This is a genomic window from Streptomyces sp. SM11 (genome assembly GCF_002910905.1).
Taxonomy (GTDB): domain Bacteria; phylum Actinomycetota; class Actinomycetes; order Streptomycetales; family Streptomycetaceae; genus Streptomyces.
Genome location: NZ_NEUE01000256.1, coordinates 1 through 16,316, shown reverse-complemented (window position 1 = coordinate 16,316; position 16,316 = coordinate 1). Strand labels below are relative to the sequence as shown.

The window sequence follows — 16,316 nt, the reverse complement described above, 5'->3', positions numbered from 1 at the left end:
CGTCGCCCGGCTCCGCGCCGCCCACACGGCGGCCGGGTTCCTGACCGTCGCCGCGGCCGTCGCCGGCGCCGCCGCACGACACGACCGGAGTACCGACGGCCCGGTGCCCCGGCTCATCGGCGCGGCCGTCGAGGGAGGCATCGTCCTGTGCGCACTCGTCGTCGTCTGGGTCGTCTGCCGCCGGGGCCGCAGCGAACAGACCCGCGACACCCGGCTGGACGCCGCCCTCATCACCTGGCTGCCCGGCTCCGCGCTCGCTCTGCTCGCTCTCGCCGTCCTGTACACGTCCTGGTCGCGCCCGGACTGGCAGTCCTCCGGCAGCCTGCCCGGCGAGGCCACCTTCCGGCTCCTCGCCCTCGGCCAGGGCCTCCTCGTCGTCGTCCTCGCCGTGGTCGCCCGGGGCCTCCACCGGCGCACCCCCGAACCCCGCACCATCCTGTTCGGACTCGGCGGCCCCGCGGTCGCGATGCTCGCCTGCGCCCTCGGCGGCGTGATGACCGGCGGGGTGGCCCAGCGCGTCGCCGACTGGCTCGACGGGCCGGGGACTCCGGGCATGGGCCACGGCACCGACATGACCGGGCCGCCGGTCCTGCTCAGCTGGCAGGCCTCCATCATTCCCGTGCTCCTGCTGCTCCTGCTCGTCCCGGTCCTGGTGCTGCTCGTCCGCACCACACGCACCGCCCGCCGCCTGGGCCCGGTCATCGAGGCGGAGTACGCCCCCGAACCGCCCGACGAGGGCCGTACCCGCCACATCGCCCGGATCCGCGCGACCGCCGTCCTCACCGACTCCGCGCCCTGGATCGTCGGCGTGGTCTCCGCCGCCACCCTGCTGCTCGGAGCGGGCGCGATAACCGGCTCCTGGCGCAGCGAGGAGGTCCCGGGCCGGGCCGCCGACGGGAGCGGGGACCTCCTCGAATCGTTCGCCGAGGCCGCCCAGGCGACCGGCTCCTGGCTCATCGGATTCGGCTTCGTCCTGTTCGTCGCCTGCGGCCGCCGCGCCTACAAGGACGCCTCGGCCCGCCGCACCATCGGCATCCTCTGGGACGTGGGCACCTTCTGGCCGCGCGCAGCCCACCCCTTCGCGCCCCCGTGCTACGCCGAACGCGCCGTCCCCGACCTCGCCTCCCGGATGTCCGCCTGGACGACGACCACGCCCCGGGGCCGACTCGTCATCTCGGGCCACTCGCAGGGCAGCGTCCTCGCCGCGTCCGCCGTCTGGCAGCTGCCCGACGCGACGCGTCGCCGGGTCGCGCTGCTCACCTACGGCTCACCCCTGGAGCGGCTGTACGGGCGGTGGTTCCCGGCCTACTTCGGTCCCGATCCGCTGCTCGGGCTGCACCGGTCGGTGCACTGCTGGCGCAATCTGTGGCGGGCCACCGACCCGATCGGCGGCCCCGTCCGCATCAGCGCCGACCGCGACCCGGGGGTGGACCGGGGCCCCTTGAAAGACCCCCTGGCCTACGGGCGGACCACGAAGCTCCCGCTGCCCGAACCGATCCTCGGGCACTCCGACTACCGGGCCGACCCGGTCTTCGCCGAGGAGCGCGCCGCCCTCCTCGACGAACTGGGCCCGCTGGTGCCCCGGCAGGCGGAGGCACGGACTCAGAGGGACAGTTCGGGGAGGTCCTCCGGATAGAGCAGGGTCAGGTCGTCCGTGCTCGTCTCGGCGAGCTGGGCGACCCGGCCCGCGTGCCGCTCCACCATTGACTCGAAGGTCTGGCGGGCGGTGCGGCCGTTGCCGAAGGCGGGGCCCTTGGGGAGCGCGGTGAAGTACTTCAGGAGCGCCTCCCCGGTGCCCTCCGCCAGGCTGTACTCATGCTCCTCGGCCTGCTGCTCGACGATCCGCAGCAGCTCCTCGGGCAGGTAGTCGCTGAAGGTGATGGTCCGGGAGAACCGCGAGGCCACCCCGGGGTTGACGGTGAGGAACCGCTCCATCTCATGGGTGTAACCCGCGACGATCACGACCACCGCGTCCCGGTGGTCCTCCATGAGCTTGACCAGCGTGTCGATGGCCTCCCGCCCGAAGTCCCGGCCGGAGTCCTCGGGGGAGAGGGCGTACGCCTCGTCGACGAACAGCACCCCGCCACGCGCCCGGTCGAACGCCTCCTGGGTCCGGATCGCCGTCGAGCCGATGTGCTCGCCGACCAGGTCCACCCGGGACACCTCGACCAGATGGCCGCGCTCCAGCACCCCGAGCGAGGCCAGGATCTCCCCGTACAGCCGGGCGACCGTGGTCTTGCCCGTACCGGGGGAGCCGGTGAAGACGAGGTGGCGGCGGACGGACGCGGCCTTGAGCCCGGCCTCCTGACGGCGGCGGCCCACCTCGATCATGTCGGTCAGCGCCCGCACCTCGCGCTTGACGCTGTCCAGGCCCACCAGCGCGTCCAGTTCACCGAGGACCGCTGAGGAGTCCCGGGCCGGTTCCGCCGCGGGGACCGGATCCGGAGCGGGCTCGACCGCACGCTGGCCCGGCAGCGCGCCCAGCAGACCGGGCGTCGACCGGGTTTCCGTCAGCACCGCGGGCGCCGGAGCCGAAGCCGTACGCAGACCGCTCTCGTCGCTCGTGCAGCCCTCGGCCACCGGGCCGGCCGCGGAAGCGCCGCCGTCGCCCGACAGGCCGACGCCCTCGGGGAACTCGTAACCGCCCCGGGCACACCGCTCGGTACGGCAGCGGGTGAGCGTGGTGCGGCAGCCGTCCATGACATGGAAGCCATAGCCCTCGCTGCCCGTCACCCGGCAGCTGTCGAAGGTGCCCCGGCCCTCGGCCGAGACGTAGAACCCCGCCTCGGCGGGCGAGGTGACCGTGCAGCGCTCGATCGTGGGGTCCGCGCCCTTGGTGACGATGACCCCGGTCTGCGCCGCGTCGATGGTGCAGTTGTTCAGCGTGCCGCCGCTGCCGTGGTCGCGGAACCAGGCGCCCGTGGACGCCTCCCGGATCCGGCAGTCGTCCAGCTGGGCGGTCGCCCCGTCGCTCACGGAGACGGCGGTGTTACGGATCTGGGAGAGGTCGCTGTCCACCACGTCGGCGCGCGAACCCCGGTCGAGGACGAACAGCGCGTCGGGCACGTCGTGCACCCGGCAGGCGTCCAGTATCACCGTCGCGCCGTCGCTGACCCAGACCGCCGGGTAGTCGCCCGTACTGTCGTGGATCTCGCACTGGTTGGCGTCGACCCGGGTCCCCGGATCCCAGACCGAGAGCCCGTTGCGGCCGAAACGGCGGACCGTGGAGCGAGTCAGCGTGAGCACTGAACGCGACCGCAGGTCGACGGCGTTCTCCGGAATGTCGTGGATGTCGCAGTCGGCGAGCGTCAGGACCGCGTCGGTGTCCAGCGTGACGCCGTCCGCCGAGGTGCGGTGCACCGTGCAGTCGGTCAGGTGGGCCGAGGCGCGGGCGGTGACCTGGATGCCGCTTCCCTTGATCTCGTACACCTCGCAGCCGAAGGCCTCCAGACCGCTGCCCTCGCCGGCGACGCCGATGCCCGCTCCGGACGCGTGATGGATTCGGCAGCGGTCCAGACGCGGATGCCCGCCGTCGCGGACCGAGACCCCGGACTGGCCGGCCGAGACGACCTCGCACTCCTCGAACACGCCGCCCGCACCGTCCAGCACGGCGATGCCGACCCCGGCCGGATTGTCGACCGTGCAGCGCCGCACGGTGGGCCGGGCCGCGCCGCGCACCTCGATGCCCGCGGCGGACCGCGTCACGATCCGCAGGTCCGTCAGCTCCGCCGCGCCGTCCTCGACCAGCAGCGCCGGGGCCGCCGAGTCCTGGCCCTCGACATGGAGGTCCTGGATGACCGCGGCGGCGCGCACGGTCAGCGGTACGCCGTCGACCGGCGCGATCCGCACGGAACCGACCGAGCCCTCGGGGCCGCGCAGCGTCACCGCGCGGTGGACGACGAGGTTCTCCCGGTAGGTCCCGGGCGCGACGGTGAGGACGTCGCCGTCGGCTGCCGCCTCCAGGGCCGCGGAGAGGGAGGCGTACTCGCCCGTGCGGCGGCGCCATCGCGATGTGCCGGTGTGCGTCACCTGGACCGTGCCCTGTGCCATGGAGTTGCTCTGCCCCCACCTCGTGCTGTGCGATGCCTCGGGTCCGCCCGCCGCCGGGGAGGCGGACGGGGTCGGACCACCGTAGCGCGCGCGAGGGGCGGGAGTTGACGAGTCGGCCTCTCGGTGCGATGTTGCCGGGCGCCGTCCTCGGCCGGGGGAGACCGTGGTCAGCCGTCGGTTCCGGCCCTGCCCCAGTCCGGTCCCGCCGCGGCCCACTCCCGGTCCAGACGCGCGTACCGCTGCCGCACCATGCGCCCCACGGTCAGCCGGCGGCCCGCCTCGATACCTCCGGCGGCGAGCAGGAACGTGCCGATGCCGCCCAGCACCGCGTGGGTCCGGGCGGTGCGCCCGTCCATCGGCGGCGGAACCGGATGCCCCGCCGCGTCCGTCCAGATCCGCACCCGGGCTCCCGGGGTGCCGGGCCGCGACGCGGTGGCCACCTCTCCGGTGCGCGGACTGCCGTCCGGGGCCTGCCAGGTGCGCGCGGCCCGTTCGGAGCCGCCCTCGGGATCACCGGCGTACAGCTTCCGTCCCGGCAGTCGGCCCACCACGATCGCGTCGACGGGGTGGCGCTCCTCGTGCTGGGCGCGCACCGACCGCTGGAGTGATGCGTCGGCGACCGCCCCGCCCGCCCAGCCCGCGGCCGGGGCGCCGACCACGAGGAGCAGCAGCGCTCCGAGCGCCACCCAGGCCTCGCGGCGGTCGGTGGCACGGTGCAGCGGATTGCCCCGCCCGCGCAGCAGTCCCCACAGGACCCACACGCCCGTGCCTCCTCCCCCTCCTCGTCGACTTCATCGATCCAGGATCCGCACGGGATCCCCGACCCGGATCACTCCCGTCCCTTCGGGGATCAGATTCTGGCCGAAGACCAACTGTTTGCCGAACCGGCGGTGGCGGGCCAGCGTGAGCAGCGGTTCCCTGCCCCGCTCGGCGGTGTGCTGGTCGGTCGTCGTGATCACGCAGCGGCCGCAGGGTTTGGCCACCGTGAAGGCGACCTCGCCGATGGCGATCCGTCGCCAGCCGTCCTCCGCCCAGGCCTCGGTCCCCCCGATCACCACGTTGGGCCGGAAGCGGTCCATCGGCAGCGGGCCCTCCTCGGGCCGGTCGCCCGCGGCGATCAGGTCGTTGAGCGCGTCGAGCGAGGGCGTGGTGGTCACCAGCAGCGGGTAGCCGTCGGCGAAGGAGACCATGTCCCCCGGCCGGGCGAAGAGCGGGTCGACGGGCCTGCGGTGCGACGGGTCGTCGAGATGTACGAGCCGGACCTCCGTGCCGAGGACCGCGCTCAGCCAGTCATGCGCGTCGTCCGGCCCCTCCACCACCACCACGGTGTCCCGGTGCAGCTCCACGTCGAGCATCCGCCCGGGTTCCGGCGCCTCGACCCGCTGCGGCGGACGGCCCGGCGCGGACAGGAGTACGCCGCCGCCCGGCAGCGGCTCGGCCGCGATCCGCGCCATGGACGGCTGCTGACGCTGCGTGACGACCCTGGACGCCTTGTCGACCAGCATCCAGCGGCGGTCGCCGTCGAGTCCCCATGGCTCGACGGCGACCGTGTCGCGTGCGCGTGCGGCGAGCGACTTGACCGGATAGACGTGGGCGGACCGGAGCACGGGAAAACTCATGCGCCCATCCTGCCAGCACCCCCGGACTCCGTACGCGTGGTCTTCTCCGGGGCGTCAGCCGTGCACCCGTGTGCTCTGGGTGCGGGCGGATGCCCGGTGCGTCCCCCGGCGCACCTCGCCGTACGGAGTCGCGGTTCAGTACCCCCGGCTCTGGTACGGCCGGTTGTACGGGTCTTCGTACGGCGACTGCGCCGGCGCGGGCCGCGGCGAGGCCGGACGCATCGACTCGTATCCGGTGGCGGCCGTGGGGCGCTGCGGCTGTGGCTGCTGCGGATAGCCGCGGACCGCCGAGGGCTGCTGCGGGATGTACGGCGCGGGCGCGTGCTGCAACTGGGCGGGCTGCATCGGCGCGGGCTGCGCCGGAGCCTGCTGGTAGTGCGGCATCGGCTGCTGCTGAGGGTAGCCGTACGAGCCGGTCTGCTGCGACGGGGCCGCGGGCAGTGCCGGCAGCGCGGACGGCAGGTAGCTGTTGCCGGTGTCGTAGGCGGCCGGCACACGGATGGGGGCGATCTGCGGGGTTCCCCGCTCCGCGACCAAGGAGTCGTAGATCGGAGTGTCGGGGAACGACGCGGCGTAGTAGCCGCCGCCGAAGGTGGAGCGGGGGGACGTCATGCCACCTAAGTTAAGCCCACGATGTGCTGTATGGGGAGCCCCAATCTTTGGGCTATCCGTTTTACGTTGGTTCTGTGTGCCCGGCCCGCCGGAACATCGTTAAAGCCTTCGTTAACGGCAGGGGCCTTTCCGCTGGTGGGTGACGGCTTCGGGCCGTGCTCCCGACGGTGAACGGGAACGGCGTCGACGCACCCGGGTGGGAAGCGAATAGGGATTGACCCAAAGCGCGATGCGCACGGCTTGTCGAAGCGAAGATCGTCCGAGGACGTGAAAGGCCCGGCCCCGGCTCACCGGCAGGACCAGCAGGGCGGCCAGCCCGCCCATGAGGGCCAGTGCCGGATAGCCGTCCCGTGCGACGACCAGACCCGACGCCAGGCTCCCGGCTGCCCCGGCGGCCGCGAGGCCCACGTCCACCAGCCCCTGCGTCGTGGCGCGCCGGTCCGGGGGCAGGGCGTCGGTGACGATCGCGGTGCCGCTGATCAGCCCGAAGTTCCAGCCCAGACCGAGGAGTACGAGAGCGGTGCCGAGCGCGGGCACCGAGCTCGCCGGTGACAGGGCGGCGAGCGCCCCCGCCGCCAGCAGCAGCGGTCCGGACGCGCAGGCGACCCACCGTCTGCCGATCCGGTCGACGAGCAGCCCGGTGAGCGGGGAGGGCAGGAACATCGCTCCGACGTGCAGGGAGATCACGAGCCCCGCGGCCTGGGCGGTATGGCCGTGTGCCAGCATGTGCACCGGCGTCATCGTCATGATCGCGATCATCACGACCTGGGTCAGGACCATCACGGTGGCGCCGACGGCGACCTCGTGACGCCCGGCGAACGCCGGCCCACCGAGGCGGGCCCCGTCCGGACCCGCGTCATCCCGGTCGCCGCTGTCCGCGCCTTCGTCCGGGGCGCCGGCCGCCCGGGCGGCCCGTGCCTGGGCGGCCAGTGCCAGGGCGAGCCGGAGCGGATCGGGCCGGAGCAGGCATGCGAGCAGGACCGCGGTGGCGGCGAACGCCGCCGCCGCCAGCAGGAAGGGTCCGGCGAGCCGCGGAACGCCCCAGGCGTGCGCGACCTCGCCGGCCGGCGTCACCAGCAGGGGCCCGGTCACCGCACCCAGCGTGGTGGCGAAGAGGACCGTGCTCACGGCCCGTCCGCGCCGGGCGGGGGAGGCCAGGTCCGCGCCCGCGTAGCGCGCCATGAGGCCGCTCGCGGTACCGATCCCGTACACCAGGAGGGCCGGGAGGAGCAGTGTGACGCTTCCGGTGACGGCGGCCGCCACCACACCAATGCTGCCGAGCGCTCCGAACGCGTAGCCCAGTGCGAGTCCGGGGCGACGGCCCCGGCGGGCGCAGAGCCGGCCGATGCCGAGCGCGCCGAGTGCGGCCCCGGCGGTGAAGAGCGCGCTCGGGACGCCCGCGAGGCCGGTGCTGCCGAGCATCTCCTCGGCGAGCAGGGCCCCGACGGTTATCCCCGCCGTGAGCCCGGCGCCGCTGATTATCTGGGCCAGTACCAGCACGGTCAGAATGCGCCGCTGTTCCGGAACCTCACCCAGGGCAACCGGATGTCTGGTGCGAGTCGACAAGGGGGTGCTTCCGATCGTCATGCGGGCGAAGAGCGTTCTGCTCAGGCAGCGGCCACGGGTTTCAGGTCCGCGATGTCCGTGAGCGAGATCCCCATCTGCCCGTGGAGGAACCGCACCATGGTCCAGTGCGGCAGCGCGCCTTCGTCGAACGGCCCGAATTCCCGGCAGTACAGGGGGATCCAGCGCAATGCCTCTTCCAATGCCTGCTCGCGCCCCGGCTCCTCCTGATAGTCCTCGTACGCGATGCTGCGGTGGTTGATGAAGAACCGCCCGGGAAGTCGTTCTTCGCACAGCTCGCGGTATTCACGGGTCTGCAGGATGAGGTAGTGCCATATCTCGTCGATGTCCTGTTCCACCGGCAGGAAAAGACCGCTGAGCCTCTCCCGGTACCGGGAGACGAGGTAGAGGTACCGCAGGCATTCGGTGATCTGACGCTCCACGAAGTCCTGTGGTGTGTCCGGTGCCTTGTCACTGAAGTACCGCAACACCTCGGTGTGCAGCGTGTCCCCGAGGAGGCACTTCAGGTCGTCGGCCGAGAGTGTCTGTCCGCTGGTCATGGCACTCCGTTTTCCGAGGGGGCGGGCCGTCAGGTGCTGTGGGTGGCGAGCCAGGCGTACTTGCCGGAGCGTCCGACCGGAATATGGGTGCGGTGCTCGATCCGGCATTGACGTCCGGTCAGTTCGCCGATGCCCTGCCGCAGCGCCGTCGCTTCCGTGGCGCCGACGGGCTCGTCGGTGAACGTCGTGTAGAGCAGAGTGGCTTCGGTGTCACCGTGGAGGTGGAGTTGATGCAGGAAGATCCGGGGGGAAGCGTCCGCGATATGCCGGTCGAGGTCGCCCTGGGCGACCGGGCCGTTCGGTGTGTTCAGCAATTCCTTCTGCCGGCCGCAGAACTGGATGATCGCCGCGGGGTCCGGAGTGCCGTCCAGAGTGCGCACACAATCGCCCGACCGGTAGCGGACGAGCGGCATGTAGGGATTGCGCACACTGGTGACGATGAGCTGGTGGATCGTGCTTCCGGGGGCCACCGGCAGGAGTTCGACGCTCATCCTGTCGAGGTGCGGCCAGTACCGGCCCTCTCGGTCGCTGTAGTAGAGGTAGCCCAGTTCCGTGCTGCCGAACAGATCGATGACCGGGCAGGCGAAGCGCCGGCGCAGGAAGCGCCGGACGTTCGTCGGCGTGTACTCATAGGCGTGGACGATGCTGGCCGGCGCGGGGAACGCGTCCAGCAGGCCGAAGGCCTCGGCCTTCCGCACCAGGTGCGCCAAGTGGTAGCCGGAGCAGTCGAGGTGGTACCGGCCCTGGGGGTGCGTGCTCCGCGCCAGGTCGATCTCGCGGAGCATCCGCAGTACGTCCTTGCGGACCCAACGTGCCGGGTCCAGCCGGAGGTTGAGGTAGCAGGTGCGCGCGTCGAGCCAGCGGTCGGCCAGGGCGGGGGCCCCCGTGAGCTCCACGCCGCGTCGGGCGGCGTTGACCCGCGCCACGTGCTCCGTCGCGAGCACCGTGGTCAGGGAGACACGGCGGCAGCCCGACTCCCATGTCCCGGCGATGTCGGGGTGGTTCTGCCACAGCTCGTAGTAGGAGTGGAGCAGGAAGTAGGGCGGCCGGATGATCTGCATCCGGGCGTGGTTGGTGCCGGTGGACAGGACGAACTCCGCCTCACCGGTCTCCAGCGCCGCCGCCAGCCGGGGCGTCATCCAGTTGTCGGGGAACCCGCGGGCGATCTCCGGCTTGTCGAGCAGGGGGAAGTGGCCCTTCGCCAGGGACTCCTGATAGATCGGTATGTCGCGAATATGCTCGATGACATCGCTGGTCGGCTGCCCCTTCATTAATTCCTTCTCATGTTTCGCATAGCTGAAGAAATATGGGCTACGAGGGAGTCGGGTCCGGGGCGCCCGGAAACGCACTGCGGTGGGGGAGAGAACTCTCACAGAGCTTTTCCCGGGCGCCCCTGCGGCCGATCAGGAGATACAGCCGGCCTTCGGTGCCGCGCTGATGCAGCCGTTCTTGGGTGCGGCGCTGATGCAGCCGTTCTTCGCGGCCTGCTGGGCCGAGTTGGCGGCGAGCCAATTCTGCCAGACGCTGTCCTGGGCCATCTTCTTGATCAGGTGTTCCATGAGGTCCTCCGATGATAGTGCGGAAGGTACTCCCTGTGCTGGGCCGACGATGAGTGGGTATCTCGTCGACCGCCCGCTGAATGTAAAAGTGCGGTCGAGTAAATGTCAATGAACAGCAATGTCGAACTATGGGAAGCAGCCCCCGGCGGGACGGATCTGGCGCGATTCCGCTCCGTGGACGTCGCGTCGGCGCCGTCGCCCGGCACGGCTCGCGCGCTCCGCCGTGTCATTCGCGGAGCCCCAGCTCGAAGGGGGGCCGGGGTGCGGTGGCAGCGAGGGACCGTCCGCCGGACAGGTGCCGTCGGGACGACGGACACGGCGGCAGCCTCCGATCATGAGAATGCTCTCCTCATGTCCGTTCCGGGGCCCGTACGAAGGCAGAATGGTCAGATGCTGTGGCGTGGGGTGGGGTCCGTATTAGCAGGATGTGGAGCAGGGACACTGGTGTTACTGGTCGTCTGGTTGTGGCCCGGGCAGAATGTGCCGCCCTCCATGGGGCCCGTGCTGGTCGTGCCCGTGCTACAGGGCCCGATGGCGTCGGCCACTTTCCCACCCGGCCCCGGCCCCGGTCCCTCCGCCGTGACACGGCCCCCCGCTTCGCCCGGCCCGTCCTGCACTGACGCGGCTTCGCCCGGCCTGTCCTGCCCCCACGCGGGCGGCCGTGTCGTGCGGCCCTCCCTGCCGCCCGAGGCCGACGACGGGAAGGACGCCTCCGGGAACGGCCAGGGGGGTACCGGGGGCAAGGGAGCGTCAGAGGTCCCCGGGGACGAGGGCAAGGCCTCAAGGGCTCCCCGGGGCGACACGGACGGGGACGAGGACGACGAGGACGACGAAGACGACGACGAGGACGAGGACGACGACGAGGACGACGAGGAAACCTCGCGCGGCCATCGGGGGGGTGCGGACGACGAGTGGGACGACTGATGCTCAGGCGCTCGCCCAGCGCACGGTCGCGGATCGTCGGCTGGATGCTCCTGCTACTCAGCGCGGCCCTGGCCGTACCCACCTTCGGGATCACGATCATCTGGCAGGCGGAGCTGGACCGGCAGGTCGACGCGGAACTCCTGTCCGAGGCCGACAAGCTACGCGCGTTCGCGCGCACCCCGCGCGACCCGCAAACTGGTGAGCGCTTCACCACGGGCGCCTCGCTGCTGACGGCGTTCATGGCGGTCCACCGTCCCGAGCACAACGCCGCCTTCTTCAGCGTCGTGAACGGAGAGGCGGACCGGCGCAGCCCTGGCCCGGTCCCGGCCCGTCTGGACCGGGACCCGGAGGTTGTGGCCCTGATGGCGCGGACGGCCGACACCCGCATCCGGTGGCTGGACTCCCCGGCCGGCAAGGTCCGCTACGGGGTCGTCCCGGTACAGGTGGCGGGCGACCACACCGACTCCCGGCTCGTCCTGGTGGCCTTCCGGGACCGGGAACTGCGGCAGGAGCTCCACATGGCACGCCTGCTGCTGATCTCGGGCTGCTCCGCCCTGGTGGTCGCGGGGCTGGCGAGCTGGCTGGTCGCAGGCCGGGTCCTGGCTCCGATCCGGCTGGTCCGGCAGACGGCCGAGCGGATCAGCGAGACCGACCTGACCCAGCGGCTGCCGGTGCGGGGCAGCGACGACGTGGCGGCTCTGGCCGAGACGTTCAACCACATGCTCGACCGCCTGTCGGGCGCCTTCACGGCGCAACGCCAGTTCCTGGACGAGGTGGCGCACGAACTGCGGACCCCCATCACGGTCCTGCGCGGACATCTGGAGCTGATGGACGAGGACCCCGACAGCCAGCGCCGTCAGACCCGCGCCCTGCTCTTCGACGAACTGGACCGGATGCGGCGGATCGTGGACGACCTGCTGCTCCTGGCCCGGGCCGAGCGCCCCGACTTCCTCACCCTCGGCCAGGCCGGTCTGACCGATCTGGTGGTCGACGCGGCAGCCAAGGCCCAGGCGCTGGGACGCAGGCACTGGACGGTGGCCGAGGTAGCCGACGTCAGCGTGCATCTGGACGAGCAGCGGATCACCCAGGCCCTGATGCAGCTCGCGGCCAACGCGGTCAGCCACACCGGTGAAGGGGACACCATCGAGATCGGGTCCCGCCTGTGGCGCGGCCGGGTGCTGCTGTGGGTGGCGGACACCGGTCCCGGCGTCGCCCCGGAGGACCGCGAGCGGATCTTCCAGTGCTTCTACCAGGGTGGTACCGCGGTCCCCGGCCGGGCCGCCCCCGGCATCGGGCTCGGGCTCGCCCTGGTCCGCGAGATCGCCCAGGCCCACGACGGGACCGCGCGCGTCGAGGAGGCCCCCGGGGGCGGCGCGAGATTCGTCATCGACCTTCCCGCACTGCACCCCACAACGGATGGAACCCATGGTGAGCAGGATCCTGATAGCCGAGGACGAGGCAAGAATCGCCGCATTCGTCGATAAGGGGCTGCGCCGCAGCGGGTACGTCACCCGGGTCGTCTCCGACGGCGTCGCCGCCTACGAGCACGCCCGCGGCAGGGACTTCGACCTTCTCATCCTCGACCTCGGACTGCCCGGCGACGACGGGCTGACCGTGCTGCGCAAGCTGCGGAAGGCGCGCATCACCCTGCCCGTCGTCATCCTCACCGCGCGCGACAGCGTCAGCGACATCGTGGCCGGCCTGGAGAGCGGCGCCGACGACTACATGGTCAAGCCCTTCGCCTTCGACGAGCTGCTGGCACGCGTACGGCTGCGCCTGCGCCGCGAGGAGCCGCCGGAGAACTTCCTGCTGCGGGTGGGCGATCTGCTCCTCGACCTCCGCACCCGCCGGGCCCAGGCGGGCGAGCGCGTCACCGACCTGTCGGCCCGTGAGTTCGCCCTCGCCGAGATCCTCATGCGCAACCCCGACCGGGTGCTGTCCCGAGAACAACTGCTCAGCCAGGTATGGGGGTTCGACTACGACCCCGGTTCGAACATCGTCGACGTCTACATCCGTTATCTGCGGCGCAAGATCGGCGCCGAACGGGTCCAGACCGTGCGGGGCGTCGGCTACCGGCTCCGGGCCTGACGTCCGGGGCGGGCGGCATTCGGCAGGCGGCGGACGCACACCGCCGTACCCGATGAGAACAGTCTCACCGCTGTCTCACCGCCACCTCATCGCCCGCCCCGAGACTCCTCCGTACGGGTCATCGGTGACGCGAGGCCCGTGAGTGAGCGGCGCAGACGGTCGCAGCGGCCCCGCCAGGGAACAGGGCGCCGTCGTCACACCGACAGCGGGCACGGAGGCGAACCCGCCTGCTCCTGCGGCGCGAACACCCGCACCTGATCCCCCGTGGTACCCGGGCCACCCGTAGGCCACGAAGGCCCGGTTGTGGGCGGGGTGAGAGCCCGCCCCGCGTGACGAGCCACACGCCACTTCCGTATGGAGGACACCCCTGTGCGACGACTCATCGACCACGCCCGTACCTTCCGTTCCCGCTGCGGCGGAGCGGGCCGTGATCTCCAGGGCTTCGAGGGCGGTCAGCGGCCCTCCGCCATGTTCATCACCTGCTCCGACTCCCGGGTGGTCCCCACGTTGCTGACCGACTCCGGGCCCGGCGAGCTGTTCGAGATGCGCACGGCAGGGAACATCGTCCCGCCCTACGATCCGGACACGCCTACGAGCGAGATGGCGACGATCGAGTACGCCGTCTGCGTGCTGGAGGTGTCCGACATCATCCTCTGCGGGCACTCCCACTGCGGCGCCGTCGGAGCCCTGGCCCGGGGCGAGGACCTGAGAACCCTGCCGGCGGTACGCGGCTGGCTCGGCCGGTGCGCCCCCACGGGCGGCTTCCAGCACCCCGACGACTTCGGCCCCGACTGCGAACAGCCCGTACAGCGCCATGCGGTGGCGCAACTGGACACACTGCGCGACTACCCGTGCGTGAGCCGGGCCGTGCGGGAGGGGCGGCTCGGTCTGCACGCCTGGTACTACGAGGTCCACACCGGCGCCGTACAGGCCCACCGGCTCTCCACCGGAACCTTCTCCTCCCTGTGACAGCGACAAGCCGGTGAGCACGCGGGCCGCCCCCGCCGCCATCTGCTGTCTCCCCCCCCACTCCCCTAGGAGCTGAAGCTCTCATGTCGTCCTCATTACTCCGGTTACGTCCGGACACCGTGTCCCGTGACGTCCTCGCCTCGATCGTGGTGTTCCTCGTCGCCGTTCCCCTGTGCGTGGGCATCGCGGTCGCCTCCGGTGTCCCCGCCGAACTGGGCCTGGTCACCGGCATCGTCGGCGGACTGGTCGCCGGCTCGATGCCGGGCAGTTCGCTCCAGGTCAGCGGCCCGGCCGCCGGGCTCACCGTCCTGGTGTACGAGGCCGTCACCACCCACGGCGTCGTGGCGCTCGGCGTACTCGTCCTGAGCACGGGACTCCTCCAGGTCGGTCTGGGCCTCATCGGCTTCGGACGGTGGTTCCGTGCGATATCGACCGCCGTCGTCCACGGCATGCTCGCCGGCATCGGTCTCGTACTGATCAGCAGCCAGCTCTACGCCATGGCAGGGTCCAGCGCCCCCGGCAGCGGTCTCGACAACCTGACCGGGCTGCCGGACCTGTTCTCGCGGATCACGGGAGCCGCAGCGACTTCCTCCTGCGCGATCGGCGTCGGCACCATCGTCGTACTGATCCTCTGGAAGCGGCTTCCCGGGCGCCTGCCCGGTATGCTCCCCGGGCCACTGGTGGCCGTGGGGCTGGCCACCGCCGCGGTGGCGGTGTTCGACCTGCCCGTCGCCACCATCGAGGTCCGGGGCCTGATCGACTCCCTGCGGCTGACGGGCCTGGACGACTTCGGTCTCCTGGCGGACCTGAGTCTCCTGGGCGTCGTCCTCGCCTTCACGCTCATCGCCTCGGCCGAGTCGCTCTTCAGCGCCGCCGCCGTGGACCGGATGCACGACGGTCCGCGCACCCACTACAACAAGGAACTCATCGCCCAGGGGACGGGCAACACCATCTGCGGCCTCGTCGGCGCGCTGCCCATGACCGCCGTCATCGTGCGCAGCGCCGCCAACGTGCAGGGAGGTGCCCGCACCAAGGCCTCCCGGATCCTGCACGGCGTGTGGCTGCTGCTGTTCGCGGCCCTGTTCCCCGCCGTGCTCGGCCTGATCCCCGTGGCCGCCCTCGCCGGGATCCTCGTCCACGCCGGCGCCAAGCTCATCCCCGTCACCACCATCCGCCCGCTCTGGCGCGATCACCGGGGCGAGGCCGTGGTCCTGGTGGTGACCGCACTGGCGATCATCCTCACGGACATGTTCATGGGAGTTCTGCTCGGCATCGGGATGGCCGTGGTCAAGACGGCGTGGGAGACCTCGGCCGTCCGCCTGGACATCGACGAGCAGCATGACCGCACCACGGTCGCCCTCAGCGGCAGTGCCACCTTCCTGCGCCTGCCCCTGATCCTCGACACCCTGGAGGCCCTGCCGAAGGACCGGCCGGTGGAGCTCGACCTCACGCGGCTGCGCCACGTGGACCATGCCTGCCGCACTGCCCTGGAGGCCTGGAGCACACACAGCGCCGTCCACGACCCCGTACCGGCGACGGACGGCACACCGCGCGAGGCCGCCCTCGCGGGCGTCGCTCCGGACGGTGAAGGCCCCCCTGGCCCGGCGTCCCGCTAGCGGAGGCCGCCGGGACGATCCGGGCCGCCGACCCCGAGGGGCGGCGGCCCGGATCGTCCCGCTGCCAGGGAACCCCGGGACGGTCTCCGGGCGGGTGCGGCCCCCTGATCGCCGGTGGGTCTAAGTTGTGGGGGAAAGCCTGCGGGCAGCCGGACTCGTGATGGGGGCGAGCATGACCATGCAAAAAGGAACCAACGTTCCGGTGCCGGCCGGCACCGTGCGCGTCGCAGTGGGGTGGCACACCGCGCCGGGCGCCCCGGACGTCGACGCCTCCGCGCTTCTGCTGGTGGCGGGGAAGGTCCGCAGCGACGCGGACTTCGTCTTCTACAACCAGCCGGTCCACGCGTCCGGCGCGGTCCGGCACGAGGGCAAGCAGACCGCCGCCGACCGCGTCACCGACTCCCTCCTCGTCGACTTCGCCAAGGTTGAGCCCGGGATCGAGCGCGTCGTCGTCGCGGCCTCGGCGGACGGCGGGACCTTCGGCCGGGTGAGCGGACTCTCCGTACGGGTCACGGACGCGGCGAGCGGCGCGGAGCTGGCCCGTTTCGACAGCACCGACGCCACGGTCGAGACCGCCTTCATCCTCGGCGAGCTGTACCGGCGTCAGGGCGCCTGGAAGTTCCGCGCGGTCGGGCAGGGCTACAGCACCGGCCTCGAAGGCCTGGCGACGGACTTCGGCATCTCCGTGGACGAACCGCAGCAGGCCCAGCCCTCCCCGCCCGTCCCGCAGGCCCCGGCGGCCCCTGCCGCCCCGTC

General features: G+C 71.9%; 15 protein-coding genes. 7 read left to right on the top strand and 8 right to left on the bottom strand.

Annotated elements, in window-relative coordinates:
- Positions 1-1,636, top strand: a 1,636-nt coding sequence (locus B9S58_RS27605) for a hypothetical protein (protein WP_103534737.1), incomplete at its 5' end; no start/stop codon positions are given.
- Here B9S58_RS27605 and B9S58_RS27600 read toward each other — a convergent pair.
- The 8 genes from B9S58_RS27600 to B9S58_RS38235 all read right to left on the bottom strand — a co-directional run bounded on the left by B9S58_RS27600 (position 1,603) and on the right by B9S58_RS38235 (position 9,963).
- Positions 1,603-4,050 carry a right-handed parallel beta-helix repeat-containing protein gene (locus tag B9S58_RS27600; RefSeq protein ID WP_103534736.1) on the bottom strand — a complete coding sequence of 816 codons (2,448 nt, stop codon included), beginning with the start codon at positions 4,048-4,050 and terminating at the stop codon, positions 1,603-1,605. The two genes, B9S58_RS27605 and B9S58_RS27600, sit on opposite strands and share 34 nt — an antisense overlap.
- A 167-nt stretch (positions 4,051-4,217) precedes the next feature.
- Positions 4,218-4,811 (bottom strand): hypothetical protein, encoded by a 594-nt coding sequence (locus B9S58_RS27595; protein ID WP_103534735.1) that lies wholly within the window; start codon positions 4,809-4,811, stop codon positions 4,218-4,220.
- A 30-nt stretch (positions 4,812-4,841) separates the two neighbouring features.
- The gene (locus B9S58_RS27590; protein ID WP_103534734.1) at positions 4,842-5,669 is read right to left on the bottom strand and encodes an MOSC domain-containing protein; all 828 of its coding nucleotides are present in this window, start codon (positions 5,667-5,669) and stop codon (positions 4,842-4,844) included.
- A gap of 135 nt (positions 5,670-5,804) precedes the next feature.
- On the bottom strand, positions 5,805-6,281 hold the full coding sequence (locus B9S58_RS27585; protein WP_103534733.1) for a DUF6643 family protein: 477 nt from the start codon (positions 6,279-6,281) through the stop codon (positions 5,805-5,807).
- Between the two features lie 111 nt (positions 6,282-6,392).
- On the bottom strand, positions 6,393-7,847 hold the full coding sequence (locus tag B9S58_RS27580; RefSeq protein ID WP_374935714.1) for an MFS transporter: 1,455 nt from the start codon (positions 7,845-7,847) through the stop codon (positions 6,393-6,395).
- A 41-nt stretch (positions 7,848-7,888) separates the two neighbouring features.
- A complete protein-coding gene (locus tag B9S58_RS27575; RefSeq protein WP_103534731.1) occupies positions 7,889-8,404 on the bottom strand; it encodes a hypothetical protein in 516 nt (171 codons plus the stop codon).
- Positions 8,405-8,433: 29 nt separating this feature from the next.
- On the bottom strand, positions 8,434-9,675 hold the full coding sequence (locus B9S58_RS27570) for a hypothetical protein (protein WP_103534730.1): 1,242 nt from the start codon (positions 9,673-9,675) through the stop codon (positions 8,434-8,436).
- Between the two features lie 132 nt (positions 9,676-9,807).
- Positions 9,808-9,963 carry a hypothetical protein gene (locus B9S58_RS38235; protein WP_181009485.1) on the bottom strand — a complete coding sequence of 52 codons (156 nt, stop codon included), beginning with the start codon at positions 9,961-9,963 and terminating at the stop codon, positions 9,808-9,810.
- A 666-nt stretch (positions 9,964-10,629) separates the two neighbouring features.
- Here B9S58_RS38235 and B9S58_RS37605 point away from each other — a divergent pair.
- The 6 genes from B9S58_RS37605 to B9S58_RS27540 form a co-directional block, all read left to right on the top strand.
- Complete coding sequence (locus tag B9S58_RS37605) at positions 10,630-10,887, top strand: hypothetical protein (protein WP_146063572.1); 258 nt, start codon at positions 10,630-10,632, stop codon at positions 10,885-10,887.
- On the top strand, positions 10,887-12,371 hold the full coding sequence (locus B9S58_RS27560) for a cell wall metabolism sensor histidine kinase WalK (protein WP_103534728.1): 1,485 nt from the start codon (positions 10,887-10,889) through the stop codon (positions 12,369-12,371). The genes B9S58_RS37605 and B9S58_RS27560 overlap by 1 nt, the downstream gene beginning before the upstream one ends.
- Positions 12,316-12,975, top strand: a complete 660-nt coding sequence (locus B9S58_RS27555; protein ID WP_308457931.1) for a response regulator transcription factor — start codon at positions 12,316-12,318, stop codon at positions 12,973-12,975. Before B9S58_RS27560 ends, B9S58_RS27555 begins: the two co-directional genes overlap by 56 nt.
- 369 nt (positions 12,976-13,344) lie before the next feature.
- Positions 13,345-13,944 carry a carbonic anhydrase gene (locus B9S58_RS27550; RefSeq protein WP_103534738.1) on the top strand — a complete coding sequence of 200 codons (600 nt, stop codon included), beginning with the start codon at positions 13,345-13,347 and terminating at the stop codon, positions 13,942-13,944.
- Positions 13,945-14,027: 83 nt separating this feature from the next.
- Positions 14,028-15,560: a SulP family inorganic anion transporter gene (locus tag B9S58_RS27545; RefSeq protein WP_103534727.1), complete on the top strand. Its 1,533-nt coding sequence runs from the start codon at positions 14,028-14,030 to the stop codon at positions 15,558-15,560.
- A gap of 160 nt (positions 15,561-15,720) precedes the next feature.
- A partial coding sequence (locus B9S58_RS27540; protein WP_146063571.1) for a TerD family protein occupies positions 15,721-16,316 on the top strand: 596 nt, incomplete at its 3' end.

Bases quoted from the DNA above. Each gene is read 5' to 3' on its own strand.
- B9S58_RS27600 (WP_103534736.1), bottom strand. From the start codon at position 4,050: ATGGCACAGGGCACGGTCCAGGTGACGCACACCGGCACATCGCGATGG.
- B9S58_RS27590 (WP_103534734.1), bottom strand. From the start codon at position 5,669: ATGAGTTTTCCCGTGCTCCGGTCCGCCCACGTCTATCCGGTCAAGTCG.
- B9S58_RS27585 (WP_103534733.1), bottom strand. From the start codon at position 6,281: ATGACGTCCCCCCGCTCCACCTTCGGCGGCGGCTACTACGCCGCGTCG.
- B9S58_RS27575 (WP_103534731.1), bottom strand. From the start codon at position 8,404: ATGACCAGCGGACAGACACTCTCGGCCGACGACCTGAAGTGCCTCCTC.
- B9S58_RS27570 (WP_103534730.1), bottom strand. From the start codon at position 9,675: ATGAAGGGGCAGCCGACCAGCGATGTCATCGAGCATATTCGCGACATA.
- B9S58_RS38235 (WP_181009485.1), bottom strand. From the start codon at position 9,963: ATGGAACACCTGATCAAGAAGATGGCCCAGGACAGCGTCTGGCAGAAT.
- B9S58_RS27560 (WP_103534728.1), top strand. From the start codon at position 10,887: ATGCTCAGGCGCTCGCCCAGCGCACGGTCGCGGATCGTCGGCTGGATG.
- B9S58_RS27545 (WP_103534727.1), top strand. From the start codon at position 14,028: ATGTCGTCCTCATTACTCCGGTTACGTCCGGACACCGTGTCCCGTGAC.